Genomic DNA, 25,982 nt, shown 5'->3' with positions numbered 1-25,982 from the left:
GCGCTCCCAACGCAGGGGTGGATGAAGGGGGTGCCGTACGGGGCGGTGCGGGCGGCCGCCGTCAGTTCTTGACGGCGCCGGCGGTGATCCCGCCCACGATGTGCTTGCCGAGCACGGCGAAGACCAGCAGCAGCGGCAGCGTGGAGATGAGGGCGCCGGTCAGGACGACGGCCTGGTCGACGGTGTGGTTGCCCGAACCGAGGCCGGCCAGCGCCACCTGGAGCGTCGGGTTCCCGTCGGGCGTGAGGGCGATGAACGGCCAGAAGAAGTCGTTCCAGGCCTGGACGAAGACGAGCATCCCGAGGACCGCCATCGCGGGCCGGGCCACCGGGAACACGACGTGCCAGATGATGCGCATGCTGTGCGCGCCGTCCACCCGCGCCGCTTCCACCAGCTCCACCGGCAGGGCCTCGATCAGGTACTGGCGCATGAAGAACACGCCGAAGGCGGCGACCAGCGAGGGCAGGACGACGGACTGGAGCTGGTCCACCCAGCCGAGGTCGGTGATGATCTGGTAGAGCGGGATCACGCTCAGCTGCGGCGGGATGGTCATGGTCGCCACCACGAGAGCCAGCATCGCGCTCCGGCCCCTGAAGGGCAGCTTGGCGAAGGCGAAGCCGGCCAGGGTGGAGAACAGGACGGTGGACAGGGCCACGAGCCCCGCCACGACGGTCGTGTTGACCAGCGCCTCGCCCATGTCCACCTGGTTCCAGGCGAAGGTGAGGTTGTCGAAGAGCCGCGGGCCGGGCAGGAGCGGGGCCGGGGCCTCCACCACGCGCTCGCCCGTGTGGGAGGCGGCGACGAGGTTCCAGTACAGCGGGAAGAGGGAGATCAGGGCGGCCAGCCCCAGCAGGACGTAGGTCAGCGGTCCCGCGTGGTGCTGGCGGCCCGCCGCCGGCCGCAGCCGCCTGGTGCGCGGCGCCGGGACGGTGATCGTGTCGAGTGTGCGGGCCATGAGGTCAGCTCCCCGCCTTCCTGCGCGTGCGGGCGTCGTGTCGCTTGCGGTTCGAGCGGGAGAGCAGCGCCTGGAGGCCGCCGACGAGCAGCAGGAGCAGCAGCATGACCCAGGCGATGGCGGAGGCCTGGCCCAGCGCGCCGGTCACCCAGCCCTTCTCGTACATGAGCAGGCTGAGCGTCTGGAACTGGTTGCCGCTGCCGCCGCTGATGCCGACGCTGCCGCCGAAGAGCATCGGCTCGCCGAAGAGCTGGGTCGCGCCGATGGTGGAGACGATGACGGTGAAGAGGATGGTCGGCCGGATGGACGGGATGGTGACGCTGAGGAACTGGCGCCAGCGCGAGGCACCGTCCAACGCCGCGGCCTCGTAGAGGTCCTGCGGTACGGCCTGCATCGCCGCCAGGTAGATGAGCGCGTTGTACCCGGTCCAGCGCCAGGTCACGATCGTCGAAATGGCGATCTGCGCGGGCCACTTGGAGGATTCCCAGGCCACCGGATCGATGCCCAGCAGGCCGAGCCCGGTGTTGATCAGGCCGTAGTCGGTGTTGAACAGCTGGGCGAAGACGAGGGTCGCCGCGGCGATCGAGGTGGCGTACGGGGCCAGGATCGCGACGCGGAAGAACCCGCGGCCGCGCAGCTTGTAGTTGAGCAGGTGTGCCAGGCCGAGGGCCATCAGCAGCTGCGGAACGGTGGAGATCACACCGATGGTGAAGGTGTTGGCGAGCGCGTTCCAGAAGAACTCACTGCCCGCCAGGGAGCTGTAGTTGTCCAGCCCCTTCCACGTCGCGCTGCCGCCGAGTTCGACCCGGTGCAGCGAGAGCCATCCCGTGTAGATCAGCGGGAAGAGGCCGAAGGCGGCGAAGGTGAGGAAGAAGGGGGCGACGAAGAGGTAGGGGACCGCCTTCAGATCGAGGCGGTAGAGCGTGCTGCGCCAGCCGCCCGGGCCGGAGGAACGCTTGCGGGAGCCGGGTGCGGAACCCGGGCCGGAGCCGGGACCGGCGCCGGGGCCCGGGGGTGGTGCGGCCGGCGGCGGGGAGCCGCCACTGGTCGCCCGTACGGAGGTGGCCACGGGGGCGTCCTTCCAGGTCGATGCGTGCGGGTGCTGCGGTGCTGCGGGGGGTGCGGAGTCGCGGAGCTGCGGCGCCGACGGGCTGCCGTGGTCGGGTGCCGTGTACGGCGCGGCGGCCGCCGCCACCCGCGGGGAGGCGGCGGTGGCGGCGGGCCGTCGCGCGGTCCCGCTACTTCTCGATCTTGTCGTTGACCAGCTTCTTCACGTTCTCCCAGGCCTTCGCCGGGTCGGTGCCGCGCTGCTCGATGTCCAGGAGGCCGTTGTCCGTGATGAAGGTCTTCACCTGGCCGTCCCACCGGCTGATCGGCGCGGGCGTGACGCCGACCGCGGCCTGCGAGTAGATCCGGCCGAGCGGCGTGTCACCGAAGTACGGCATCTTGGCGTCCTGCACCGCCGGGGAGCTGAGCGTGTCCTTGGAGGACGGGATGTTGCCGTTCACGGCGAACACCTTGGCGTGCTGCGCCGGAGCGGTCAGCCACGCGGCCAGCTCGGCCGCCTCCTTGGCGTGCTTGCCGGACTTCGGAACGGCGAGGAACGAGCCGCCCCAGTTGCCCGGTACGGGCGGCGAGGCGATGTCCCACTTCCCCTGGTTCTCCGGACCCGCCTGCTCCTTGATGATGCCCGTCATCCAGCTCGGGCAGGCCACGGTGGCGAACTTCGAGTTCTTGAAGGCCGCGTTCCAGGTGCCCTTCTCGTCGAACTGGCGCAGCTTCGCGGTGAGTTCGCCCTTCGACGCCGCGACGGCGGCGTCCCAGGCCTTCTTCACGCCGGGGCTGTTCTCGTAGTCCAGCTCGCCCTTGGCGTTCGCGTACTGCACCGGTTCGCTGGAGACCACCGCGTTGAACAGACCGCTCGCGGAGTCGTGGAAGGAGGTCCCCGCCGGGGCGCTCTTCTTGTACGTCTCGCCGGTCGCGATGAACTTGGCCCAGTCGCCCGCCCAGAGCTTGGCGACCTCGGTGCGGTCGGTCGGCAGTCCGGCCTTGGCGAACAGGTCCTTGTTGTAGCAGATGGCCATGGGGCCGATGTCCGTGCCGAGCCCGATGACCTTGCCGTCGCCCGTCGTGGCCTGCTTGACCTTCCAGTCCAGGAACGCGCCGAGGTTCGCGCCGCCCGTGGTGGCCAGGTCGGTCCACTTGCCGCCCAGGGCGGGGCCGGTGGCCTCCGCTATGTAGCCGACCTCCACGGCCTGGATGTCCGCGAGACCGCTGTCTCGGGAGAGGCGCAGCTTGAGCGTGTCCCAGTACTTCTGGGCGTCGGCGACGTTCGACTCTTCGATCTTGATGTTGGGGTGGGACTTCTCGTACTCGGCGTAGAGCTTCGCCCCGGTGGTGTTGTCATAGCCGAAAGAACCGAAGGTCCCGATCCGCAGCGTGATCTTCTCGCCGCCGGCCGCGCTGTCGTCGCTGCTGCCGCCGTCGTCGGCGCAACCGGTGAGCAAGGCCGCACCGGTCACGACGGCGACGGCCGCGGTGATCGCCGTGCGGCGGCCGCGGCCGCGTCTGCTGCTGGAAGTGCGCATTCCACTCTCCTCGTCCAAGGTGGTGCTCGTTGTGCGCCTGGGGGTCGGGCGGGCTGTTCGCGGCTCGGCGAGGGCGCGCCCGGACCCGATGTGAAGGCCGTTGTCGCACCCTTGAATGGGAGCGCTCCCACATCGCTGCCGGAAGGTTGCTGCCTGGCGCGTGCGGGTGTCAAGAGATGAACGCGAATTCATTACAGAGTGGCCCTGGGCGCCCGGCCCTCCGTCGTGTTCGGATGAAGCACCCGTCAGGTAGTGAACGCGCGTCGTGACATCACCTGCGTAACGAGGGTAGTGTGGGAGCGCTCCCACAGATTGGGTCGGCGTAACGTGTGCGACGGCGGCGGGGCGGAGTGCGACGGCGCCTGAGGGGAGTTCGAGGATCGTGAGCGGACGGCAGAACGGCAGACCCACCCTGGAAGAGGTCGCGGCCCTGGCCGGCGTCGGCCGGGGCACGGTCTCCCGGGTCATCAACGGCTCGCCGCGCGTGAGCGAGCAGGCCAGGGACGCCGTCGCCCGCGCCATCGCCGAGCTGGGCTACGTACCCAATCAGGCGGCCCGGGCCCTGGCCGGGAGCCGGACCGACGCGGTCGCCCTCGTCATCCCGGAGACCGAGGCGCGGCTCTTCGCGGAACCGTACTTCCTCGACCTGATCCGCGGCGTGAGCGCCGAACTCGGCAAGGCCGACAAGCAGCTGTTCCTCACCCTGGTCCGGACCGAGGCGGAGCGGCAGCGCTTCGAGCACTACCTGGCCGCCCAGCGGGTCGACGGCGTCCTGCTGGCGTCCGTCCACGGGGACGACCCGCTGCCCGACCGGATCAGACAGCTCGGGCTGCCGGTGGTCATGAACGGCCGGCGTTCCGAGGCCGAGCCCGTCGACTACGTGGACTCCGACAACATCGGCGCGGGCCGCGCGGCCGTCGCCCACCTCGTGGGGCGGGGGAGAGGGCGGATCGCGACCATCAGCGGCCCGCTCGACATGTACGTGGCCCGCGCGCGCCTCGGCGGCTACCGCGCGGGGCTCACCGAGGCGGGCATCGCGCCCGACGAGTCGCTCGTGGCGACCGGGGACTTCACCGAGGAGGGCGGCCGGGTGGCGATGCGCGAGCTGCTGGAGCGCGCCCCGGACCTGGACGCGGTCTTCGCCGCCTCCGACGTGATGGCCGCCGGCGCGCGCGGTGTGCTGCGCGAGGCCGGGCGGAAGGTGCCCGAGGACGTCGCGCTCGTCGGGGTCGACGATTCGGCCGTGGCCCGGCTGATGGATCCGCCGCTGACGAGCGTGCGCCAGCCGATCGAGGAGATGGGCCGCACGATGACCCGGCTGCTGCTCGCGCAGATCGGGGAGACCCCCGGTGCCGGGAGCGGCTCCGGGGCCGGGGAGGGGCCGCGGGTCCTCCCGACGGAACTGATCGTGCGGGACTCCTCCTGATCCCGTCCTGACCCGGGTCCTGATCCCGGTCCTGACCCCGGCGGCCCGAGCGGGCCGCAGCCCCTCACGGGACCGCGGCCCCGGCCGGGACGCGGCCCGGAGCCGTACGCAGCCGGGCGGCTCCGTACGGCTCCGGGTGCTTCACCCGCGCTGGGTCAGAGCGCCGGGTAGGCGTTCTTCACGAGCTCCTGGAACTGGGCGGAGAACCACTGCCCGGCGAGCGGGGCGTTCGGGAGGGCTCCCGACATGCTGTTCCCGTTGCGCGCGTTGCCCGTGTAGGTGGGGTCGCACATGCGGTCGAAGCCCTTGCCCTCGTTGTTGGGGATCTCCTTGCTCGCCCCGTCGGACTCGCCCGGCGGCTTCATCCACACGTAGGCGTCGATGCCGGCCGCCGGAGCCGCCTTGGGCCGCTCGCCGAGTCCGGCGCCCGACTGGTTGCACCAGTTGCCGAGGTGGATGCGCCGGTCGTAGCGGCCGCCGTTGACGTAGGTGTCCACGTTGGTGAGCGCGCCGGGTCCGGTCGGCCGGGCGGCGCCGCCCCAGCCGTTGCGGGAGGTGTCGATCAGCATGCCGATGTTGGTGTCGAAGCCCAGCGAGACCAGCTTGGACCGCATGGCCTGGGCGTAGGACAACTCGTCCGTGTAGCGGTTCCAGTCGACCCACTTCGACTGGCGCACGGAGGTGCCGTTGACGGAGTCGTCGATCGTGAAGTGGTCCTCCTTCAGGGCGCTGTAGTTGGCGGTGTTCACGATGAAGCCGTGCACGTTGGCGAGCGTGGAGCCCTCGGCGGTGGCCGCCTGCTTGAACATCTCCGCGGAGGCGCCCATGTTGTCGTCCCAGCCGAGCCAGCCGTGGTGGCCGGCGTCGACGTAGTTGTAGACGTTGGGGATCGCGCCGAGCTTCTTCAGCGCGTAGCCGACGCCCTTGATGTAGTTGCCGTTGGCCTTCATGACGTCGCAGTTGGGCGTGACGGTGGGGCGGCCGGAGACATTGGTGACCAGGTTCGGCAGCGAGTCGATCTCGACGGTGGTGACGATCCGCAGGCCGGCGTACTTGGAGTCGGCGAGGATCGCGGCGAGCGGGTCGATGTACTGGGTCTTGTACTTGTCGATCTCGGTGGGGCCCAGCTCGCCGTTGGAGGCGAGGGCGGCGCAGTCGCGGCCGGGCAGGTTGTAGACGACCAGCTGGACGACGAGTTCGCCGCTGCCCTTCTGCTTCAGGGCCGCGTCCAGGTGGTCGCGCAGGCCCATGCGGCCGGGTGCGCTCTGGAGGGAGGCGATGCGGTCGAGCCAGACGCCGGTGGGCTGGTTGGAGACCTTGGCGCCGCCCGGCTCGGCCGCCGCGTTGGCGGACCATTCGGGGTTCACGTAGACCTTGGCACCGGCGTACGGGTTGTCGGCCTTGCCGCCCGTCGGCGGCGGGGTCGTCGGAGGCGTGGTGGGCGGAGTGGTCGGCGGCTGGGTCGGGTCGGTGGCGCCGTTGCAGGTGACCCCGTTGAGCTTGAACGTCGCGGGCACGGAGTTGGTGCCGGTGTGCGAACCGTTGAAGCCGAAGGAGGTCGAACCGCCGGTGGCCAGCGACCCGTTGTAGGACAGGTTCTTCGCGGTCACGGCGGCGCCGGACTGGGTGATGGCGGCGTTCCAGCCCTGGGTGACCTGCTGGCCGTTCGCGTAGGACCACTCCAGGGTCCAGGAGGCGACCGGGTCACCGGTGTTGGTGACGATCACGTTGGCGCCGAAGCCGGTGTTCCACTGGTTGCCGATCTGGTACTCGACCTTGCAGCCGGCGGTGGCGGCGCCGGCGGTGGTACCGAACACGGTGGCCGTGGCGCTGGCCGCCGTGACGAGACTGAGGGCCGCCAGCAGGGCGGTGCGGGGGATCGTGCGGCTCATGTCGGGGGGTGCCTTTCAGGTCAGGGCGCGCGCAGGCGGTCGCGCGGCCCGGTGCCGGATGCGGTGGGTGTGCGTCGTGCCGCGGGGGTGCGGCCGTACGGAGGCGGTGCGGTCGTACGCAGTGGTGCGGTCTGTCGTACGGAGGCGGTGCGGTCGTACGCGGAGGGTGCGGTCGTACGCAGCGGTGCGGCCGTACCGGGGAGGTGCCGTCGTACGCAGCGGATGCGGCGCGGGGTCGGCCCGGCCGTGACGTTCCGGGAACGCGTGTCCGCGGGTGGTCCCGCCGGTCGCCCGCGACCGGAGGAACCCGGGGCGCGGCCGGGGGCGGGGGTGGTGTGCCCACACGACGCGGGACGTCACATGGGCGGGTCCTTGCGACAGGGTCGCGCGCTGACTGGCGCGCCGACCCGTGGAACCGCTCCCACTGGTTGGGGCCAGACCGTAGCGTCAACTGACGCCAAGCAAAAGAGGGGTTGAGCAAATTCCGCGCGAAATGCTTTCGACTCTTCACGCGTCTTGACGCCATCCCGACACGTCGTCAGAGTGGGAGCGCTCCCACTGGTTCAGAGCTTGTGCGTACACGTTCTTCACCCCCCCGTCTCCCCGAGCCGCGAGGAGAACCATCCGCATGTCTGCACCTCCCCCACCCCCTCGTCACGCACGGCGCAGGCTGCTGACCGCGTCGGCCGCCGCCATCGCCCTCTGCCTCCCCCTCGGCTTCACCGCCATCGGTGCCACCCCCGCCGCGGCCGCCGCCGTGCAGTGCAGCGTCGACTACAAGCCGATCAACGACTGGGGCTCGGGCTTCACCGCCGAGCTCACCCTCACCAACCGTTCCGCCACCGCGCTGAACGGCTGGACGCTGACCTACGACTACGCGGGCAACCAGCAGCTCACCAACGGCTGGAACGGAACCTGGTCCCAGTCCGGCAAGAGGGTCAGCGTCACGGCGGCGGACTGGAACAGGACGGTGGCCGCCGGCGCGGCCGTCACCGCCGGAGCGCAGTTCAACTACAGCGGGACCAATGCCGCCCCGACCGCCTTCGCCGTCAACGGCACCCCCTGCACCGGCGCCCACCAGCCCCCGGTCGCCGTCCTGACCAGCCCCGCACCCGGCGCCGTCTACACGGCGGGCACGCCCGTGCCGCTCGCCGCCACCGCCGCGGCGGCCGACGGCGCCACCGTCGGGAAGGTCGAGTTCTACAGCGGCACCACGCTCCTGGGCACCGACACCGCCGCCCCCTTCACCCTGGACGCCGCCGGTCTGGCCGCCGGTGCCCACTCCCTCTACGCCAAGGCCTACGACACCCTCGGGGCCTCCGCCGAGTCGGCGCCCGTGGGCATCACCGTCGCCGCCGGCCCCGCGATCATCGCCGCGCCCGTTCAGCTCTCCGTACGGCGCGGGGCGACGGGCACCTTCGACGTGAAGCTCTCCAAGCAGCCGGCCGCGAACGTCGCGGTGGGCGTCGCCCGCACCTCGGGCAACACCGACCTCGCCGCCGCGCCCGCCGCGCTCACCTTCACCCCGGCGAACTGGAACACGGCCCAGAAGGTGACCGTCACCGCCGGGACGACCGGGAGCGGCTCGGCCGTCTTCACCGTGACCGCCCCCGGCCACGCGAAGGCCGAGGTGACGGTGGCCGAGCTGGCCGCCGACTCCACCTACGAAGCCCGCTTCCTGGACCTCCACGGGAAGATCACCAACCCGGCCAACGGCTACTTCTCGCCCGAGGGCATCCCGTACCACTCCGTGGAGACACTGATCGTGGAGGCCCCCGACCAGGGGCACGAGACGACCTCGGAGGCGTACAGCTACCTGATCTGGCTCCAGGCGATGTACGGAAAGGTCACCGGCGACTGGACCAAGTTCAACGGTGCCTGGGAGACCATGGAGAAATTCATGATCCCCACCCACGCCGACCAGCCCACGACCGGCTCCTACAACGCCTCCAAGCCCGCCACCTACGCCCCCGAGCACGACCTTCCCTCGCAGTACCCGGCCAAGCTCGACGGGGGAGTCGCCGCCGGCGCCGACCCGATCGCCGGTGAGCTGAAGGGCGCGTACGGCACGGACGACATCTACGGCATGCACTGGCTCCAGGACGTCGACAACGTATACGGCTACGGCAACGAGCCCGGCAAGTGCTCCGCCGGACCCACCGCGACCGGACCCTCCTACATCAACACCTTCCAGCGCGGCCCGCAGGAATCGGTCTGGGAGACCGTCCCGCACCCCACCTGCGACAACTTCTCCTACGGCGGCAAGAACGGCTACCTCGACCTCTTCACCGGGGACGCCTCCTACGCCAAGCAGTGGAAGTTCACCGACGCCCCCGACGCCGACGCGCGGGCCATCCAGGCCGCCTACTGGGCCGACGTCTGGGCCAAGGAGCAGGGCAAGGGGACCCAGGTCACCGCGACCGTCTCCAAGGCGGCCAAGATGGGCGACTACCTGCGGTACTCCATGTTCGACAAGTACTTCAAGAAGGCCGGCAACTGCGTCGGCCCGACCGTGTGCCCCGCGGGCAGCGGCAAGGACAGCGCGCACTACCTGATGTCCTGGTACTACGCCTGGGGCGGCGCCACCGACACCTCGGCCGGCTGGTCCTGGCGCATCGGCTCCAGCCACGCGCACAGCGGCTACCAGAACCCCCTCGCGGCCTACGCGCTCAGTGAGTACGCCCCGCTGAAGCCCAAGTCGACGACGGGCGCCGCGGACTGGGCGACCAGCCTCGACCGGCAGCTGGAGTTCTACCGCTGGCTCCAGTCCGACGAGGGCGCCATCGCGGGCGGCGCCACCAACAGCTGGCAGGGCCGCTACGCGCAGCCCCCGGCCGGGACCCCCACCTTCCACGGCCTCTTCTACGACGAGAAGCCGGTCTACCAGGACCCGCCGTCGAACCAGTGGTTCGGCTTCCAGGCCTGGTCGATGGAGCGGGTCGCCGAGCTCTACCGGCAGACCGGCGACCCGGCCGCCAAGACCGTGCTCGACAAGTGGGTCGGCTGGGCCCTGTCGAAGACCACGATCAACCCGGACGGCACCTACCGCATCCCCTCCACCCTCCAGTGGTCCGGCGCGCCCGACACCTGGAACGCCTCGGCTCCCGGCGCCAACGCGGGCCTGCACGTCACGGTGGCCGACTACACCGACGACGTGGGCGTGGCCGCCGCCTACGCCAAGACCCTGACCTACTACGCCGCCAAGTCCGGCAACGCCGAGGCCAAGCGGGTCGCCAAGGCCCTGCTCGACGGCATGTGGGCGCACCACCAGGACCCGCTGGGCCTCTCCGTCCCGGAGACCCGGACCGACTACAAGCGCTTCAACGACCCGGTGTACGTGCCGAGCACGTGGACCGGAAAGATGCCGAACGGCGACGCGGTGAACTCCTCGTCCACCTTCGCCTCGATCCGCGGCTTCTACAAGAACGACCCGGCCTGGCCGAAGGTCGAGGCCTACCTCGCGGGCGGCGCCGCGCCCGTCTTCAGCTACCACCGGTTCTGGGCCCAGGCGGACATCGCCCTGGCCATGGGCTCGTACGCGGAACTGCTCGAATAACAGCCCGCCCCGCCCTGAGACAGCGACGCGTACGAAGGGGGCCGGGCAGGCCGCGAGTCCTGCCCGGCCCCCGCGCGTCGGCGAGGACCACTCCCCCCACCCCGAAGAGGATCGCCATGCCGCCTCATCCCCGCCGTGCCCGCAGAACACCGGCCCTGCTGGGCGCCCTGCTCACCGCACTCCTCTCACTGGCCGCGCTGCTGAGCGCCACGTCGGCCGCGCAGGCCGACACGACGCTCTGCGAGGCCTACGCAACGACGACGATCCAGGGCCGCTACGTCGTCCAGAACAACCGCTGGGGCACCGGCGAGAGCCAGTGCGTCGCCGTCACCGACACCGGTTTCCGGATCACCCGGGCCGACGGATCGGTCCCGACGAACGGCGCCCCGAAGTCCTACCCGTCCGTCTTCAACGGCTGCCACTACACCACCTGTTCGCCCGGCACCCGCCTCCCCGCCCGGCTCGACGGCATCGCGGCCGCGCCCACCGCCATCTCGTACGGCTATGTGAACGAGGGGGCCTACGACGCGGCCTACGACATCTGGCTCGACCCCGCGCCCCGCACCGACGGGGTGAACCGCACCGAGATCATGGTGTGGTTCAACCGGGTAGGACCGGTCCAGCCCGTCGGCTCACGGGCCGGCTCCGCCACCGTGTCGGGCCGCCAGTGGGAGGTGTGGTCCGGCAACAACGGGACCAACGACGTGCTGTCCTTCGTCGCGCCATCGGCGATCACGAGCTGGAACTTCGACGTCATGGACTTCGTCCGCCAGGCCGTCTCCCGGGGGCTGGCACAGAACAGCTGGTACCTGACGAGCGTCCAGGCGGGTTTCGAGCCGTGGCAGAACGGCGCGGGCCTCGCCGTCACCTCTTTCTCCTCGACGGTCACCACGGGTTCCCCCGGTGACCCGGGCGGCCCCGGGGGCGGCGCGGCCTGCACGGTGGCGTACGGGACCAACGTCTGGCCGGGCGGTTTCACCGCCGACGTCACCGTCACCAACACCGGCTCCGCCGCAGTCCGCGACTGGAAGCTCGCCTTCACCCTCCCCTCCGGGCAGCAGATCACCCAGGCCTGGAACGCGGGCGTCTCGCCCTCCTCGGGAGCCCTCACCGCCACCCCCGCGGGCCACAACGCGGAGATCCCCGCCGGCGGGCGGACGTCCTTCGGGTTCCAGGGCACCTACGCCGGCGCCTTCGCCAAGCCCGTCGGCTTCAGCCTGAACGGGACCGCCTGCACCACCGCGTGACCCCGCCGGTCCCGCCCGCGGCCCGGCCAACGACGGCCGGTCGGGCCCGCCCCGGGACGCGGCTAGGCTGGTCGCATGACTGTGCTCGTGTACGAAGACTTCGGTACCGGACGCCATCGGGAAGCCTCCCTGATCCGGCACGCCCTGGGCAGCGCCCACGACGAGGAACTCGTCGCGGGCCTCGCCGGGGGGATCGGCTTCATGTACTTCGTCTTCGCGTACGAGGGCCGTGCGCCCCTGCCCACCCTCGTCGCCCAGGCCTACCCCGAGCCCTGGGTACAGGTCGCGCTCGGCCGGCTGGGAGTGCCGTACGACGCCACGCGCGCGATGAAGCCCCGCTGGGGCCGGGTCCGCGCCGCGCTCGACGAGGGGCAGCCCGCCTTCTGCGTCGTCGACCGCTCCTCCCTGCCGTGGCACGAGAGCGACCCCGACGCCGAGAAGACCGGCGCCGACCCGTACACCGTGGTCATCGCCGGGTACGACGGCGACGACCTGCTGATCGAGGACGGCGCCGAAACCCCGTACCGGATCGACCGCGAGGAGTTCGGCGCGGCTTGGACGGCCCACCGGGGCGGCCGCCACCAGCTGGTCGTGCCCACCGGTCCGCCCGAGGGCGAACCGGACGTCGAAGGGGCGATCGTCTCCACCGTCACCCACCTCACCGGCCTGGTGCTGGGCAACCAGTTCGACGTGAACTTCGGTTTCACCGGCATGCAGAAGTTCGCCGCGGAGCTGCGCGACGGGACCACCGCGGCGGGCTGGGAGCAGCGCTTCGGCGGCTCCCCCGAGGCCTTCCGCACCGCGACCGGGCGGCTGTACCGCTGCCTGGAGGAGGAGTGGACCGCGCCGGGCGCGACCCGGCCGCTGTACGCGGACTTCCTCGACCTGGTCGGGCGCTCCGAGGCGGCCGGACTCTTCCGTGAATCCGGCCGCCACTGGTCGGAGCTGGCCGCTCTGGCCCGGGACGCCGACGCGGACGCCGGCGCCGAGGGGCGCCGCGCGCTCTTCGAGGCGTGCGCGCAGCGCGTGGACCGCTGCCTGGAGCTGGAGGGCCGGGCGGTCGACGCGCTGCAGAAGTAGCGTCCCGGGGGTCCCGCCCCGGTTCGGCCACGGCCTCAGCCGGGCCGGGGGACCAGCGGTCTGTGGATGGGGTACACGTGGCCCGGGGTCACGATCTCGGTGACCGCCTGGCCGAAGAGCGTGCTCGGCTCCTGGCCGTCGTGGACGACATCGGTGTTGAGCAGGATGACCATCGTCGCCCGCTCCTGCGGCAGGTAGACGGTCAGGCTCTCGTAGCCTGGCAGCGAGCCGTTGTGGCCGAGCCAGCCTTGCACGTTGAAGATTCCCAGCCCGTACCCCGTGCCCGGCAGGTCCATCGGGGTCGTCTTCAGGCGCTCGGCCTGGGTCGCCGGCGTCAGCAGGGTGCCGGTGGCGAGGATCGGGGCCCACCTGCGCAGGTCCTGGAGGTCGGAGGTCATCGCTCCGGCCGCCCACCCCCAGCTGGGGTTCCAGTCGGTCGCGTCCTCGAGCCGCCCCGAGGCGGTCTGGTCCGTGTACCCGTGCGCGTGCGGATCCGGGAGCTGCGCACCGGTGGGGAAGAACGTGCCGCGCAGACCGGCGGGCGCGATGACGTCCCGCGCGATGACGTCGTGGAGCGGTCTGCCGGTGACCTTCTCCACCACCAGGCCGAGCAGGATCAGGTTCGTGTTGCAGTAGTCGAACTTCTGGTCCGGCGCGAACTGCACGGGGTGTCTGAAGGAGTAGTCGAGCAGCTGCTGCGGGACGAACGACTGCCCCGGATCCCCCTCGAGCTTCTTGAGGAAGTCCGGGTCCAGGGTGTAGTTGAACAACCCGCTGCGCATGCCCGCGAGTTCGCGCAAGGTGATGCGGTCGCCGTTCGGAACGCCGGTGACGTAGTCGCCGATGGGATCGTCCAGGCCGATCTTCTTCTGGTCGACCAGCTGGAGGAGGGCGGTGACCGTGAACGTCTTGGTCTCGCTGCCGAGGCGCACGTGGAGGTCGCTCTTCATCGGTGCGCCGGTCGCCTTGTCCGCCACGCCGAAGGTCCGTACGTACGCGCCCTTGCCGGGGGCCCACAGCCCCACCGTCGCGCCCGGTACGCCGGTTTCGCGCATGACCTCGCGCACGGCCGCGTCCAGTCGCGCGGCGACGGCCGGGGTGAGCTGCGGGAAGTGGCCGCCCGCGTCGGGGGAGGGCGGGGCGGTGGAGTCCGAGGGGGCGGTGGCCGAAGGGGAAGGCGGCGGGGCGGTCGCGCCGTACGCCGTCCCGGCGGCCGCCGGGAGGACGAGTGCGCCGGTCACGGCGGCGGCCGTGCAGGCCCGGCGCAGCCGGAGGTGGGTTGGCTTCACCGCATGGTCTCCTTCGTTCGAGGACCCGTTGCGTCCGGTGATCCGGGCACGAGCGGTGGCCCGGGTGAAGAGCCGGCTCCACCACCGTAGGCCCGCCCCGCACCGGCCGCGCGGCGAGTCGCCGTGCGGTTGCGGTGCGGGACGGGTGCGCGGGCGGGTCAGGGGGTCGTCTTGCCCACCTCCAGGTCCGCGGTCGGGTCCTTGACCCTGCCTCCGGGCGGGCCGGCGGCGGTGCTCGTGTTGTTGCCGGTGTGCGGGTCGTGCGTCAGGGCGTCGACGGTGGCGGTGTTGCGGATGTCCGAGCCGTCACCGGTGTACTCCGGATCCAGCTTCACCTTGATCACCCAGGTCATCGACGCACCGGGCGCGAGCCGTGGCAGCGCGCCGCAGGTGACGGTCCGTCCGGAGGTGCAGGTGGCGTCGCCCGAGACGAAGCTCAGTGCCGTCGGCAGCGTGTCGGAGACCGTGATCTGCTCGGCCTGTGAGGGGCCGTTGTTGGTGACGGTCAGGGCGTAGTCGAAGGTTTCGCCCGGCGCCACGGGGGAGTTCTGGACGGGCCTCTTGGTGAGGGCGAGATCGGCGGCCGGATCGGCGACGTGACCGCCGGGGACGGTCGCGGTGCTCGAGTCGTTCTCGCTCGCGGGGTCGATGTTGTCGGCCGTCACCCGGGCGGTGTTCTTCAGGTCGCTGCCGTCGCCGCTGTAGGCGGGATCCACCTTGACGGTGAGCAGGTACTCGACCGTCTCGCCGACCTTGAGCGGGCTGGTGCGCTTGCAGGACACCAGGTGCCCGGCGACGGTGCATCCGGCGGGGGAGGACGACACGTACGACAGGCCCTCGGGGAGGTCGTCGCCGAGCTTGACGTTGAACGCGTCGGCCGAGGGGCCGTTGTTGGTGACCCGGATCCGGTAGGAGAAGCTCTCACCCGGCACCGGCGGCCTGGTGCCGAGGGCCTCCTTCGTCACCGCCAGGTCCGCGGTCGGCTTGTTGACGGTGCTGCCGGGCAGGCCCGCCGCGCTGCTCGTGTTGTTCTCCGGCCGGGGGTCCTTGGTGCGGGAGGTGGCGGTCGCCGTGTTGCGGATGTCGGAGCCGTCGCCGGTGTAGCCGCTGTCCAGGCGGACGGTGAACCGCCAGGTCCGCGACGCCGCCGGTTCCAGGACGGCCGCGGGCCCGCAGGTGACCGTACCGTCGCTGGCCGAGCAGCCGTCGGGCGAGGAGACGAAGGCGAGGTGCGCGGGCAGTTTGTCGGTGATGCTGGTGCCGACCGCACGGGACGGGCCGTCGTTGTGGGCGCTCACCACGTACGCGAAGGTCTGCCCGGGGGCGATCGGGGTGTCGGTGGCCGGCCGCTTCGTCGTCCACACGTCGGCCTGCGGGGCGGTGACGCCGCCCGGGGGCAGCACCGCGTGGGAGGTGTTGTCGGCGGGCTCCGGGTCCTTCGAGGCGGAGGAGGAGGTCGCGGTGTTGCGCAGGTCGCTGCCGTCGTCGGCGTAGGCGGCGTCCAGCTTCACCTTGAAGGTCCACACCACTTCGGCGCCGGGGACGAGCCGGGCCAGCGGACCGCAGGTGACGGTCCGGCCGGACACCGTGCAGGGGTCCGCCGAGGAGACGAAGGTCAGTCCGGCGGGCAGGGTGTCCGTCACCTTGACGTTGCGCGCGTCGGAGGGACCCTTGTTGGTCGTACGGACCTCGTACTCGTACTCCTGGCCCGGCACGGTCGGCCCGGTGCCCAGCGGGGTCTTGACGGTGGCCAGGTCCGAGACGGGGCCGAACGGCCCCGGGGGCAGCACCGGGTCCGGCTTGTTGTTCCCGGGATCGGGGTCGGTGGCGTCCGAGGTGCCCGTGGCGCTGTTCCCGAGGTCCGAACCGTCGCCCTGGTACGAGGGACTCAACCGGGCCTGGAAGCTCCAGCTCTTGGTCTGGTTGGCCGCCAGCTGGGGCTCGGGACCGCAGGTGACGGTCTGGCCCACGGCGGTGCAGCCGTCCGAGGAGTCCACGAACGAGATCCCGGCGGGGAGCCGGTCCGTCGCGGTGACGTTGCGGGCCACCGACGGGCCCTTGTTCTTCGCGGTCAGCGTGTAGGTGATCAGATCACCGGGGGCCTTGGCACGCTGTGTCGTCACCTCGACCGTGTGCCCTGTGCCGGGCAGGGCGGCGGCCGTGGGGACCGGTCCGGTCCACAGGGCCGCGGCGCAGAGCAGCAGGGCCGGGGCCCACACCGCGGGCCGCCGGCCTGGTGTCGTCGTCATCGCGCATCGTTTCCGTTTCGTGCGGAGAGGACCGTACAGAGCGCTGTACGGGAGTGAGGGGGGTGCCGGGTGGGACGGGCTGAGGCGGAGCGGGCCCCGGGAGCCCGTCAGCCGGCCGTGGCCCGCTTGGACAGCTCGATGTCGGCGCTCGGCGGGCGGGTCCGCCCGCCGGGCACGCCGTCGGAGCCGCTGTTGTCGAGCGGGTCGGGGTCGGCGGTGTCCGCGCGGGCGGTCGCGGTGTTCCGCAGGGTCGTGCCGTCACCGCTGTACGCGGCGTCGAGGCGCACGGTGAAGGTCCACGAGCGGGTCGCGCCCGGGGCCAGCGCCGCCACCGTGCCGCAGGTGACGCTCCGGCCGACGGCGGAGCAGCCCCCGGCCGAGGAGACGAACGCGAGCGCCGCCGGGAGCGGGTCGCCGACGGAGACCTGACGGGCCACGGAGGGACCGGCGTTGGACACGGTCACCGTGTAGGTGAAGCTCTCGCCGGGCGCGACGGGAGCACCGCTCCCGGCGGCCTTGACCAGCGAGAGGTCGGCCCGGGCCGCCGCGGTGCCGCCGGGCGGGGCGGCGGCCGCGCTCGTGTTGTTGGCGGGCTTCGGGTCGGTGACCGCGTGCTGGACCGTCGCGACGTTCCCGAGGTCGGCGCCGTCGCCCTGGTAGGCCGGGTCCAGCCGTACGCGCACGGTCCACGAGGTGCTCGTACCGGCGTTGAGCGCGGCGCGGACCGGACAGGACAGCTCCTGCCCCGACGCCGTGCACCCGTCGGAGGAGGAGACGAACCGGAGCGGGCCGGGGAGCGTGTCGGCGACCCGCACGGACGTGGTGTGGGAGGGACCCAGGTTGCGCGCGGTGATCCGGTACTCGAACTCCTGGCCCGGGACCACCGGCCCCGGCCCGAGCCCCTCCTTCTCCACCGCCACGTCGGCGCGCGCGGTCACCACCGTGTCGGCCGCGGTGGCGCTGTTGTCGGCGGGGTTGGTGTCCGTCCGGTCGGCCGGGGCGGTGACGGTCGCCGTGTTGGCCAGGATCGCGGGCTGGGCGGGGGCGGTACCGGTGACCGTGTAGGTCACGGAGCCGCCCCGCTGGAAGTCGGCCGTCGTGTCCAGCGTGCTGCCACTGCCAAAGGCCCGCCCGCAGGTCCCGCCGGTCCCGGCGGCGCAGCTCCAGGTCACGTCGGTCAGGCCGGGGACGGTGTCGCGCACGAGGGCGCCGGTGACCTCGTTGGCCTGGCTGTTGGAGACGACGAGGGTGTACGTCACCGGTCCGCCGCCCGCGGGCACGCTCGCGGGGGAACCCGATTTGGTGATGCTCAGGTCGGCCGGCACGTTGATCTTGAGGTCGTCGATCTCGTGCACGTTGGTGGCGCCGCCGGTGCTCGCGGAGAACCCGACCTTGAGGGTGGCGGGCAGCTTCGGCTGGTTGGCGATGCCGGTGATGTCGTAGTCGCTGATGAGCCGGGTCAGGGCGGTCCCCGGGCCGCTGTCGGACCACACGGACAAGAGCATCTTCGTACCGCTGGGCAGCAGCGAGACGCGGACCGTGCGCTCCTTGGCGCGGCTGCCGGTCTCCACGGTGCCGCCCGGCCCGTCCGCGTACGTGGCGTAGCGGTACCCCGTCGTCCCGCTGCCGCCGCCGCGCACCACCACCTTGTTGGGCTGGCCGCCCGGGCCGCCGTTGCCGACCACGTTCGAGGAGAAGTTGCCGAACTCGTCCAGCCCGATGCCGAGGTAGGCACCGGGGACGCCCGAGGCCGAGCACCGGGAGGCCAGCGGACCCGTGCAGGCGTACCCGAGGCTGCCCCCGGAGGGGCCGGCCCCGTCGGCCGCGGCGCCGTCGGTCAGGTAGAACGACAGCCCGTCACCCCGCTTGCCCTCGAAGGCGGTTCCGCCGTAGGTGGCGTAGCTGAACTCGGCAATGAAGCCGAGGGTGGAGGGGAAGGAGTCCTTCAGCTTCCAGGTGCCCGCCTGACCGGTGCCGGCGGACGTCAGCCGCAGCCAGCCGGTGCCGGTGGCGCTCGCGTTGCCGCTGGTGGTGCCCAGGGTGGTGGAGCTGTCGAACGTCTCGTTCACGGGGAAGGCGAGGGCCCGGGGTCCGCGTCCTGCCGCGGGGGAGCGCTGCGGGTCCACCGTGCTCGTGGCCGCCGCCGCGGGGACGGCCGCGGCCGGGGGTGCGAGGGCCGGCGCCAGGGCGGCCGCGCACAGCAGCGCCACGGCGGCCCGCCGCCACCCGTTGCTCCGGTTGCGGGGCAGTGTCATACCTGGGCGTTCCTCATCTGCTCGCTCGGCGACGCCCCCGGAGGCAGCCGCCACGGGTGCCTCTACGGGTGCCTCTGCATGTGCTGCCACGGGTGTGTGTCGCGGGTGTGTGTCACGGGTGCCGGCGGCACCCGTGCTCAGGCGCGCGGCCGTGCGCGGAAGGCCGTCCGCAGCCCCGCCCCGCCCGCCACCAGTGCGGCGGCGGCCCAGAGCAGTCCCGGCGGGACCTTCGCGCCGGAGTCGGCGAGGTCGCCGGGGCCGCCGTGGTGGTCCTCACGGCCCTGGTGGTCGTGGTTGCCCTGCTGGTCGTCGCGGCCGTGGTCGTCGTGGTCGCCGTGCTGGTCGTCGCGGCCGTGGTCGCCGTCGCCGTCGTCCCCGCCGTGGTGCCCCTCGTCCCCGTCGGAGACCAGGCACAGCCGGCCGCCGTCCGGACCGGTCGTGTCCGGTGCGTTGGCGTTGTCCGACAGGTCGGGGTCGAAGGTGGCGCTGGTGACCCGGGCGACGTTCTCGATGGGTGTGCACATCCTGGCCGGGGGGTTGGCCCGGTCCGCGGCGGAGGCGCGCACCGTGATCCGGAACTCCGCCGTCGCGCCGGCCGCCAGGCGCTCCCGGGGCGGGCACACCACCATCCGGTCCGCCCCCGGCGCGGTCGCGCAGCCGTCGGGCGAGGAGAGCAGGGTCAGCGAGGCGGGCAGCCGGTCGGTGACCTCGACCTGACGCGCGGTGCCGGGGCCGTGGTTGTGCACGGAGATGAGGTACGAGAAGGTCTCGCCCGGCCTGACGTGTTCCCGTCCCCGTGCGAGCACCGCCGTCTTGCGGAGCGACAGGTCGGCGGTGCGGACGTCGGGCGGAACGTCCAGGCCCGTCAGCGAAGCCGTGTTGTTGCGGGCGTCGGGGTCCGGGGTCGCCGCGTCGACGACCGCCTCGTTGACGATGTCGGAGCCGTCCCCCTCGTAGCCGGGGGCCAGCCGTACGGTGATCATCCACGCGTGGGTCCCGCCCGGCGCCAGCGTCGCCAGCGGCCCGCACACGGCCGTCGTACCGCTCGCGGTGCAGCCGTCGCGGGAGGAGACGAACTCCAGGGAGGCGGGCAGCCGGTCGGTCACGCGGACCTGCCGGGCGGTGGAAGGGCCGCGGTTGGTCACCGTCACGATGTAGTCGAACGTCTCCCGCCCCGCCGGGCCGGCGCCCTCCCGGCGGTCCCGGGGGCCGGAGACGGCTGGCCGCAGGACACCCGACACGGCGAGGTCGGCTCCCGGCTCCGTCGTGAGGCCAGGACCCCGCTCCGTCGCGGGGGCGGGGTCCGCGTCCGTCGCGGGGACGGCGGCGGCCGGACCGGCGGGCGTACGGGCCCCGCCCCGGCCTGCGGAGTGCCGTGCGCCCGGGGCGGGCCGGGCGGACGGGTCCGCGGGGACGGCGGCGGGAGCGGGCGCGGGGGCCGCCTGCTCCACCGGTGCCGGTGCGGCGGTCGGCGCGGGCGGCGCCGCCGGGGACGGCTCGGTCGCGGCCGGGGTCGCGGCCGCGAGCGCGGGCGTCACGGGCAGGAACCAGACGGCGGCCGCCGTGCAGACCGCGGCCGCGGCCCGTCCGTACGGGCCGCGGCCGGGCCGGTTGTCGCAGACACGTCGCATCGCTCGCCCTCCGGAGATGCCGACTCCCCAGGGGTGGAGCGGTTGCGGTCAGCTATTCACACAAATACGGAAAATGGAGCACCCTTCGTGATCATTTGTGGCCAATGGGTGATCGAATTCAGCCCCTCGGTCGTAGGTCCCGCCTGGCGGGCCCACCGCTGTCCGGATCCGCGGGCCCGTCACGGCGCTACGTGACCGGGGCAGGCGCCGGTACCGGGCCGGGCAGCGGGCCGGGGTGCGGCCCCGGCTCCGGTACGGGGACCGGGGCGGGCGGGTCGGGCTCCGGCTGCGGCGGGGCGGGAGGTACGGGATCGGGACCCGGCGCGGGGACCGGACCGGGAAGCGGCCCGGGTGCGGGGCCGGGACCCGGCCCCGGGGAGGGCGTGGGCTGGGGCGGAACCGGGTCGGTGGGAGGTGTGCCCATGGCGACTGCTCCTCTGCTGCTCGTGTGCGGGCGGGGGCGGTCGTGGCCGGTGCCCGGCCGCCGGGGACGGCGCCCCCGCGCACCCCGCCCGGCAGGCACGCTGCGGATACCCGGCGCCGACGTCCCCATGCACGGACACCCGACCCGCGCCCGCACCGCGCTCGCGCCCGCCGCCGTCCACCCGTCGCCCGTCGGCCAGGCACGGACGGATTCAGGCCCTCTTGTGCGCCACCGGTCCACCCGGCGGGGAGGGCCGCCGGTTCCGGGGCAGGCGGATCCACGGCCGCGCGGCGCCCGACCGCCGCCGAAAGGCGGTCCCGCACCGGGTCCGCGGGGGAAGAAGATCCAGCCCGCGAAGGGAACGATCATGCTGATAACGGTCACTCGCTCAGGGGGTTTCGCCGCCGTGAAGAAGGAGCGGGCGGTCGACACCTCCGCCCGGCCCGACGCCGCCGAGTGGGAAGGGCTCGCCCGGCGCGTCCTTCCGCAGCCGGTGGCGGACGGGTTCCACTACCGCATCACGGTCGACGGGCAGGTGCTCGACGTCGACGAGAACGGTCTGACCGCCGACCAGCGCAAGCTGATCCGCGCGGTCCTCGCCGAAGAGGCCTGACAGCGGCCCGCGCCCGATCCGCACCGGGCGCGACTCCGCCGGTCAACCGTCGGTCACCGCTCGACCGTCCACGGAATCCGTACGCGACGGGGCCCGGCCGGGTGATGCACCCCCGGCCGGGCCCCGTCGCGTACGTGCGCTCGCCCCGGATACCGGCCGGCTCACCCCACGGCGCGCAAGGCCCGCGTGTGCTCGCGCACCTGCTCGGGGGTCAGGTAGGCGTCGGTGTCCTCGAACTCCCGCAGCGTCGGCGGCCTCGACGACTGGAAGCCCGTCCGCACGAAGTCGTCCCCGGCGGCGGCGTTGAGCAGCCAGTTGGTCATGACCCGGGTCTTGGCCACGTTCGTGCGCAGGGCCGACCAGTGGTACCCGCGGGCCACCGCCTGGGCGGGCAGCCCGCGCAGGGGGATGCCCAGCGGCTTGGACACGGCGTCGGTGCCTCCGAGGTCGACCACCAGACCGAGGTCCTTGTGCACGTAGGGCCGCAGCGGCGCCCCGCGCAGCGATGCGATCACGTTCTCGGCCAGCGTGCGCCCCTGGCGCAGGGCGTGCTGGGCGGTCGGCGGGCAGATCGCGCCGTCGCCGCCCTTGGCGAGGTCGGGCACGGCCGCCGCGTCCCCCAGCGCGAAGACGCCCGGAGCGTCCGGCACCGTCATCTGCGGGGTCACCACCAGGCGCCCCCGCTCGGTCTCGGCGTCCATCGTGGCGATGAGCGGGCTCGCGGCGACCCCCGCCGTCCAGATGAGGGTCCGGCTCGGCAGGACGCGGCCGTCGGTCAGCGTCACCTCGTCCGGTCCCGCCTTGGCGACGCTCACGCCCAGCGACACCTGGATGCCGCGGCGGCGCAGGATGTCGAGGGCCGTGCGCCCCAGCGAGTCACCCAGCTCGGGCATCAGCTTGGGCGCCATGTCCAGCAGGTGCCAGCTGATCTGCCGGCGGTCCAGCCGGGGGTAGCGCTTGACGGCGTGGTCGGTGAGCCGCTGGAGGCAGGCCGCCGTCTCGGTGCCCGCGTAGCCGCCGCCGACCACGATGAAGCACAGCCGCGCGGCCCGTTCCGCCTCGTCCTGGCTGGCGTCCGCGAGGTCGAGCTGCGCGATGACGTGGTCCCGCAGGTACGCGGCCTCGGCCAGGGTCTTCATGCCCCGCCCGTGTTCCAGGAGGCCCGGGATGTCGAAGGTGCGGGTGACGCTGCCGGGCGCCAGTACGAGGTGGTCGTACGCCTCGTCGGTCACCTCGCCCGTGATCTTGCGAACGATGCAGACCTTGGCCCGCGTGTCCACGCCGATCGCCGTCCCGGGGATGATCCGGGTGCGGTGGCGGCTGCTGCGGCGCAGCGAGACGGCGACGGACTGCGGCGTCAGGACGCCCGAGGCGACCTGGGGGAGCAGGGGGAGGTAGAGCTGGTAGGAGTTCGGTGTGATCACGGAGATGTCGGCTTCGTCGGGGGACAGCCTGCGTTCCAGGCGCCGGACGCACTCCACGCCTGCGAAGCCTGCGCCCACCACGAGGATCCTCGGTCGCGCCACGGTTTCCGTCCTTTCTCTGGGCCGTCCGGTCACCTGACGCCTGCCCGCTGAGACGGCGTGTGCACCTCCGGCGGGAACGGCGGCCGGATCGCGCCCTTCCGTCATCGGGGAACCCTCCGCGCACGCGGACGGGGCGGGGGCCGAACCGTCATGCGGTTCGGCCCCCGCCCCGCCGGCGCGTGAGGTCGTTCAGTCCTTGAAGACGTCCTTGATCTTCTCCTTGGCCTCCCGGGCGTCACCCTTGGCCTGCTCGCCGCGGCCCTCCGCCTCCAGCCGTTCGTTCCCGACGGTGCGTCCGGCGACTTCCTTGATCTTGCCCTTGGCCTGCTCGGTCTTGGCTTCGGACTTCTGCTCACCCGACACTGCTCATCACTCCCTATGCGCGCTGCGAGCGCCCCGCAGGTGCGGCGGCGCCTGGCGCGCTGTGCGTGAGGAAACGTCTTACGCAACCGCTTGTGACCCGTCCGCCGGACGCTAAACGGTGCGTTTTGAGGAACGTGTCCTTCAAGATGCTTGGTCCATCAAGGGTTTCGGGGCGAAAGGACCGGGCAACCGGGCCAGCAGTGGATCGCAGGCTGTGACGAGCTCGATGAGGGAGTTGCTTTTCGTGAACGGAAACGTGTGGGCGTACCGGAAGACGTCGGGCTTCCGGCCGGGCATGGACCTGACCGGCTACAAGGTCGAGGCGACCGAGGGACCCATCGGCAAGGTCGACAAGCACTCCGCCGACGTGGGCTCGTCCTACCTCGTGGTGGACACCGGCGTGTGGGTCTTCGGCAAGGAAGTGCTCCTTCCCGTCCGGGCCATCACGAAGGTGGACGAGGAGGAGCAGCGGATCTACGTCGACCTCACCAAGTCCGAGATCAAGGGCGCTCCCCAGTTCGACCGGGACAAGCACCTCGGCACCGCCGACTACCGCTCCGCACTCAGCACGTACTACGGCTTCGGCGCGTCGTTCGCCCGCCGCACCGCCTGACGGCCTCCTGTGCCTGACGGCCCCTGCGCGTGCGGCGCGCGCCAACGGGCCGTGCGCGCGTCGACGGGCCATCCTGGCAGGACCACGCGTGGCCGTGCCGGACCTCCCCCGGCACGCCCGTGCGCTCCGACGCCGAGGACGGACGATGCCCTTCACCCCGCGGGACCCCGCAGTGCTCAAGCAGCTGATCGCCCGCGAGGTGGAGGGTCTGCGCAGCGCCGCACGGCGCCAGGCGGGGGTGCGGACCGCGGAGGGTGCCGAGGCCGCTCCGGAGGCGGGGGCGGCCTGCGCGTGCGGGGGGAGCCCCGACCGGGCGCACTCGTGCCCCGGAGCGGACGACGCCCACGACCCCTGGGCCTGCGTCTGCGCGACGCTGCCCGCGATCCCGGTGTCCGCGGCCCTGCTCGTGCCCGTGCGGGACGAGGCGGGGACCGTCGTCGACTTCACCGTCCGGGCCGGGAACCACGTCCGCGCCGCCGAGTGGCTCGACGCCCCCGACCGGTACACCGGGCGCCGCCTGCGGGAGGTCCAGCCCGGCGCCGCGGCGGGCGGCCTGATCGGCGCCCTCACGGAGGTGCTCGGCAGCGGGCGCGCGCTGAAGGCCCACGCGGTGGACTACACCGAGCACCGCAGGGACGGGCTGCACCGCACGCAGCTCCTCTACGACGCGGCATCGTGCGGCGGCAACGTGCTCGCCACGTGGCGCCCGGCCCGCAACCGCACGGAACTGCTCTCGCTGGACGCGCAGTACATCGCCTCGATGGGGTGGGGCACCTGGGACCTGCTGTCGGGCGAGGTCACCTGGTCGGAGGGGCTGTCCGCCCTCTTCCGGCTGGAAGCCGGGCAGACCCTCACCCTGGCCGAACTGTGCGACGCGGTCCTGCTGGAGGACGTATGGCGCTTCGGCCGGCTGCTGACCGCGCTGCTCGAAGGGGAGGAGCCCTCGGGCGGTGAGGTCCGCTTCAACGTGCTGGGCGAGATCCGCACCCTGCGCCTCGTGGGGCACCCCGTCGTCGCCATGGACGGGCTTCCCTGGGCCATCCACCTCATCGCCCGCGACCTGACCGCCCAGGTGCGCAGCCGCCAGCGGCTGGCGTCCAGCCGTCGGCACAGCGAACTGCTGGAGGAGGAGGCCGCCGCCGAGCGCCGGGTGGCCGCGGTGCTCCGGGAGGCCCTGCTCCCCACGCACTCCGCGGAACTGGCCGCCCTCGGGCTCTCCCTCGCCACCGCGTACCTCCCCGCCGAATCGGAGGCCGTCGGCGGGGACTGGTACAAATGCCGGCGGCTGCCCGACGGCCGGATCCTGCTGGCCGTCGGCGACGCCTGCGGGCACGGCCTGGGCGCCGTGGCCCGCATGGCACAGCAGCGGCACGCCCTCGCAGGCCTCGCCCACGCCCCCCGAACCGACGCGGGGCAGCTCACCACCTGGCTCAACGAACTGCTGTGCGCCGACCCGGCGGCGGAGACGGCGACCGCGGTCATCGGCCACATCGCCGCCGACCGCACGCTGACCTGGGCGTGTGCGGGCCACCCGGCCCCCCTGCTGCTGCGCGGTGGCCGGGCCTCCGCGCTCCCCACCGGACACCGCGGTCCCCTCTTCGGCCTGGTGCCGGGTCACGCCTACGCCACCGCGACCGTGCGGCTCGAACCCGGGGACCTGCTGCTGCTCTACACCGACGGAATGGTCGAGCGGCGGGGCGAGGACATCATCGAGGGCATCCAGGCGCTGGGGACCGCCCTCGCGTCGTGCGGCGGCCTCACCGCGCAGGAGACGCTCGACCGCATCATGGGCGATTTCGCCGCGGGGGAACACGAGGACGACACCTGCCTGGTGGCGCTGCGCCTCGACTGACGCGGCCACCCCGGCGGCCCCCGCGCGCGGGGCCGCACGCTGCACCCGTGTGCGCCGTATGAGATCGGCGGGGCGGGGTAGTGGCGGAAAACCGGCACCACCGAAGGAGGCCCGGATGACGGACTCCGAGAAGTCCCAGGACGACCTGGTCACCACCCCTTCCCAGGCGGAGGGCGAGAGGACGGAGCAAGAGATGCCCCAGGAGAACGCGCGCACCACCCCCTCGCAGGCGGAGGGCGAGAGCGGCGACGACGAGGCCCGGCAGCAGGCGGACGACGCCGTCGCGGGGCGGGCCAAGGACGCCGACGCGGACGCCGAGGGCCACGAAGCCAAGCAGCAGCGCCCGGGCCTCGGCCGCGAGGAACAGACCCGGCCGGCCCCGTAGGCAGCAGAGCCGTACGGCCGCCGGGTACGGGCGCCCCG

The 25,982-nt window shown here is 72.7% G+C and carries 18 protein-coding genes; 8 read left to right on the top strand and 10 right to left on the bottom strand.

Going from position 1 to position 25,982, the window contains the following annotated elements; all coding sequences use genetic code 11:
- Positions 1-61: 61 nt before the first annotated feature.
- The 3 genes from AC0693_RS15050 to AC0693_RS15040 all read right to left on the bottom strand — a co-directional run bounded on the left by AC0693_RS15050 (position 62) and on the right by AC0693_RS15040 (position 3,543).
- A complete protein-coding gene (locus AC0693_RS15050) occupies positions 62-955 on the bottom strand; it encodes a carbohydrate ABC transporter permease (protein WP_478802030.1) in 894 nt (297 codons plus the stop codon).
- Positions 956-959: 4 nt separating this feature from the next.
- Positions 960-2,024 (bottom strand): carbohydrate ABC transporter permease, encoded by a 1,065-nt coding sequence (locus AC0693_RS15045; protein ID WP_356413470.1) that lies wholly within the window; start codon positions 2,022-2,024, stop codon positions 960-962.
- A gap of 169 nt (positions 2,025-2,193) precedes the next feature.
- Complete coding sequence (locus tag AC0693_RS15040) at positions 2,194-3,543, bottom strand: ABC transporter substrate-binding protein (protein WP_478802029.1); 1,350 nt, start codon at positions 3,541-3,543, stop codon at positions 2,194-2,196.
- A 382-nt stretch (positions 3,544-3,925) separates the two neighbouring features.
- Between AC0693_RS15040 and AC0693_RS15035 the strand changes: the two genes are divergently transcribed.
- Positions 3,926-4,969, top strand: coding sequence for a LacI family DNA-binding transcriptional regulator (locus AC0693_RS15035; RefSeq protein ID WP_469317214.1), 1,044 nt, complete (start codon positions 3,926-3,928; stop codon positions 4,967-4,969).
- 155 nt (positions 4,970-5,124) lie between these two features.
- Here AC0693_RS15035 and AC0693_RS15030 read toward each other — a convergent pair whose 3' ends face one another.
- Positions 5,125-6,861, bottom strand: coding sequence for a glycoside hydrolase family 6 protein (locus tag AC0693_RS15030; RefSeq protein WP_478802028.1), 1,737 nt, complete (start codon positions 6,859-6,861; stop codon positions 5,125-5,127).
- 628 nt (positions 6,862-7,489) lie between these two features.
- Here AC0693_RS15030 and AC0693_RS15025 point away from each other — a divergent pair.
- The 3 genes from AC0693_RS15025 (at position 7,490) to AC0693_RS15015 (ending at position 12,744) form a co-directional block, all read left to right on the top strand.
- Positions 7,490-10,417: a glycoside hydrolase family 48 protein gene (locus AC0693_RS15025; protein WP_478802027.1), complete on the top strand. Its 2,928-nt coding sequence runs from the start codon at positions 7,490-7,492 to the stop codon at positions 10,415-10,417.
- Between the two features lie 116 nt (positions 10,418-10,533).
- Positions 10,534-11,664 (top strand): glycoside hydrolase family 12 protein, encoded by a 1,131-nt coding sequence (locus AC0693_RS15020; protein WP_478802026.1) that lies wholly within the window; start codon positions 10,534-10,536, stop codon positions 11,662-11,664.
- A 75-nt stretch (positions 11,665-11,739) separates the two neighbouring features.
- The gene (locus AC0693_RS15015; RefSeq protein WP_478802025.1) at positions 11,740-12,744 is read left to right on the top strand and encodes a BtrH N-terminal domain-containing protein; all 1,005 of its coding nucleotides are present in this window, start codon (positions 11,740-11,742) and stop codon (positions 12,742-12,744) included.
- Between the two features lie 35 nt (positions 12,745-12,779).
- Here the strand turns inward: AC0693_RS15015 and AC0693_RS15010 are convergent, their stop codons facing one another.
- The 4 genes from AC0693_RS15010 to AC0693_RS14995 form a co-directional block, all read right to left on the bottom strand.
- Positions 12,780-14,033, bottom strand: coding sequence for a serine hydrolase domain-containing protein (locus AC0693_RS15010; RefSeq protein WP_478802024.1), 1,254 nt, complete (start codon positions 14,031-14,033; stop codon positions 12,780-12,782).
- Positions 14,034-14,191: 158 nt separating this feature from the next.
- On the bottom strand, positions 14,192-16,282 hold the full coding sequence (locus AC0693_RS15005; protein ID WP_478802023.1) for a DUF11 domain-containing protein: 2,091 nt from the start codon (positions 16,280-16,282) through the stop codon (positions 14,192-14,194).
- A 107-nt stretch (positions 16,283-16,389) separates the two neighbouring features.
- Positions 16,390-18,537 carry a hypothetical protein gene (locus AC0693_RS15000; protein ID WP_478802022.1) on the bottom strand — a complete coding sequence of 716 codons (2,148 nt, stop codon included), beginning with the start codon at positions 18,535-18,537 and terminating at the stop codon, positions 16,390-16,392.
- Between the two features lie 137 nt (positions 18,538-18,674).
- Entirely contained in the window at positions 18,675-20,168 is a 1,494-nt protein-coding gene (locus AC0693_RS14995) for a DUF11 domain-containing protein (protein ID WP_478802021.1), read from the bottom strand.
- Between the two features lie 791 nt (positions 20,169-20,959).
- Between AC0693_RS14995 and AC0693_RS14990 the strand changes: the two genes are divergently transcribed.
- Positions 20,960-21,205: a protealysin inhibitor emfourin gene (locus tag AC0693_RS14990; protein ID WP_356413491.1), complete on the top strand. Its 246-nt coding sequence runs from the start codon at positions 20,960-20,962 to the stop codon at positions 21,203-21,205.
- A 161-nt stretch (positions 21,206-21,366) separates the two neighbouring features.
- Here the strand turns inward: AC0693_RS14990 and AC0693_RS14985 are convergent, their stop codons facing one another.
- Together AC0693_RS14985 and AC0693_RS14980 are read right to left on the bottom strand one after the other, a co-directional pair.
- Positions 21,367-22,731 carry an NAD(P)/FAD-dependent oxidoreductase gene (locus AC0693_RS14985; protein WP_469317205.1) on the bottom strand — a complete coding sequence of 455 codons (1,365 nt, stop codon included), beginning with the start codon at positions 22,729-22,731 and terminating at the stop codon, positions 21,367-21,369.
- 189 nt (positions 22,732-22,920) lie between these two features.
- Positions 22,921-23,094 carry a CsbD family protein gene (locus AC0693_RS14980; RefSeq protein WP_356413494.1) on the bottom strand — a complete coding sequence of 58 codons (174 nt, stop codon included), beginning with the start codon at positions 23,092-23,094 and terminating at the stop codon, positions 22,921-22,923.
- Positions 23,095-23,338: 244 nt separating this feature from the next.
- Here AC0693_RS14980 and AC0693_RS14975 point away from each other — a divergent pair, with 244 nt between their 5' ends.
- The 3 genes from AC0693_RS14975 to AC0693_RS14965 all read left to right on the top strand — a co-directional run bounded on the left by AC0693_RS14975 (position 23,339) and on the right by AC0693_RS14965 (position 25,944).
- Complete coding sequence (locus AC0693_RS14975; RefSeq protein WP_468465475.1) at positions 23,339-23,707, top strand: PRC-barrel domain containing protein; 369 nt, start codon at positions 23,339-23,341, stop codon at positions 23,705-23,707.
- 145 nt (positions 23,708-23,852) lie between these two features.
- Positions 23,853-25,559: a PP2C family protein-serine/threonine phosphatase gene (locus AC0693_RS14970; protein ID WP_478802020.1), complete on the top strand. Its 1,707-nt coding sequence runs from the start codon at positions 23,853-23,855 to the stop codon at positions 25,557-25,559.
- A gap of 115 nt (positions 25,560-25,674) precedes the next feature.
- Positions 25,675-25,944, top strand: a complete 270-nt coding sequence (locus tag AC0693_RS14965) for a hypothetical protein (protein ID WP_356413499.1) — start codon at positions 25,675-25,677, stop codon at positions 25,942-25,944.
- Positions 25,945-25,982 lie beyond the last annotated feature (38 nt).

This window comes from Streptomyces sp. NPDC043876, assembly GCF_056435825.1.
This window is presented reverse-complemented; position numbering and strand designations above follow the sequence as displayed.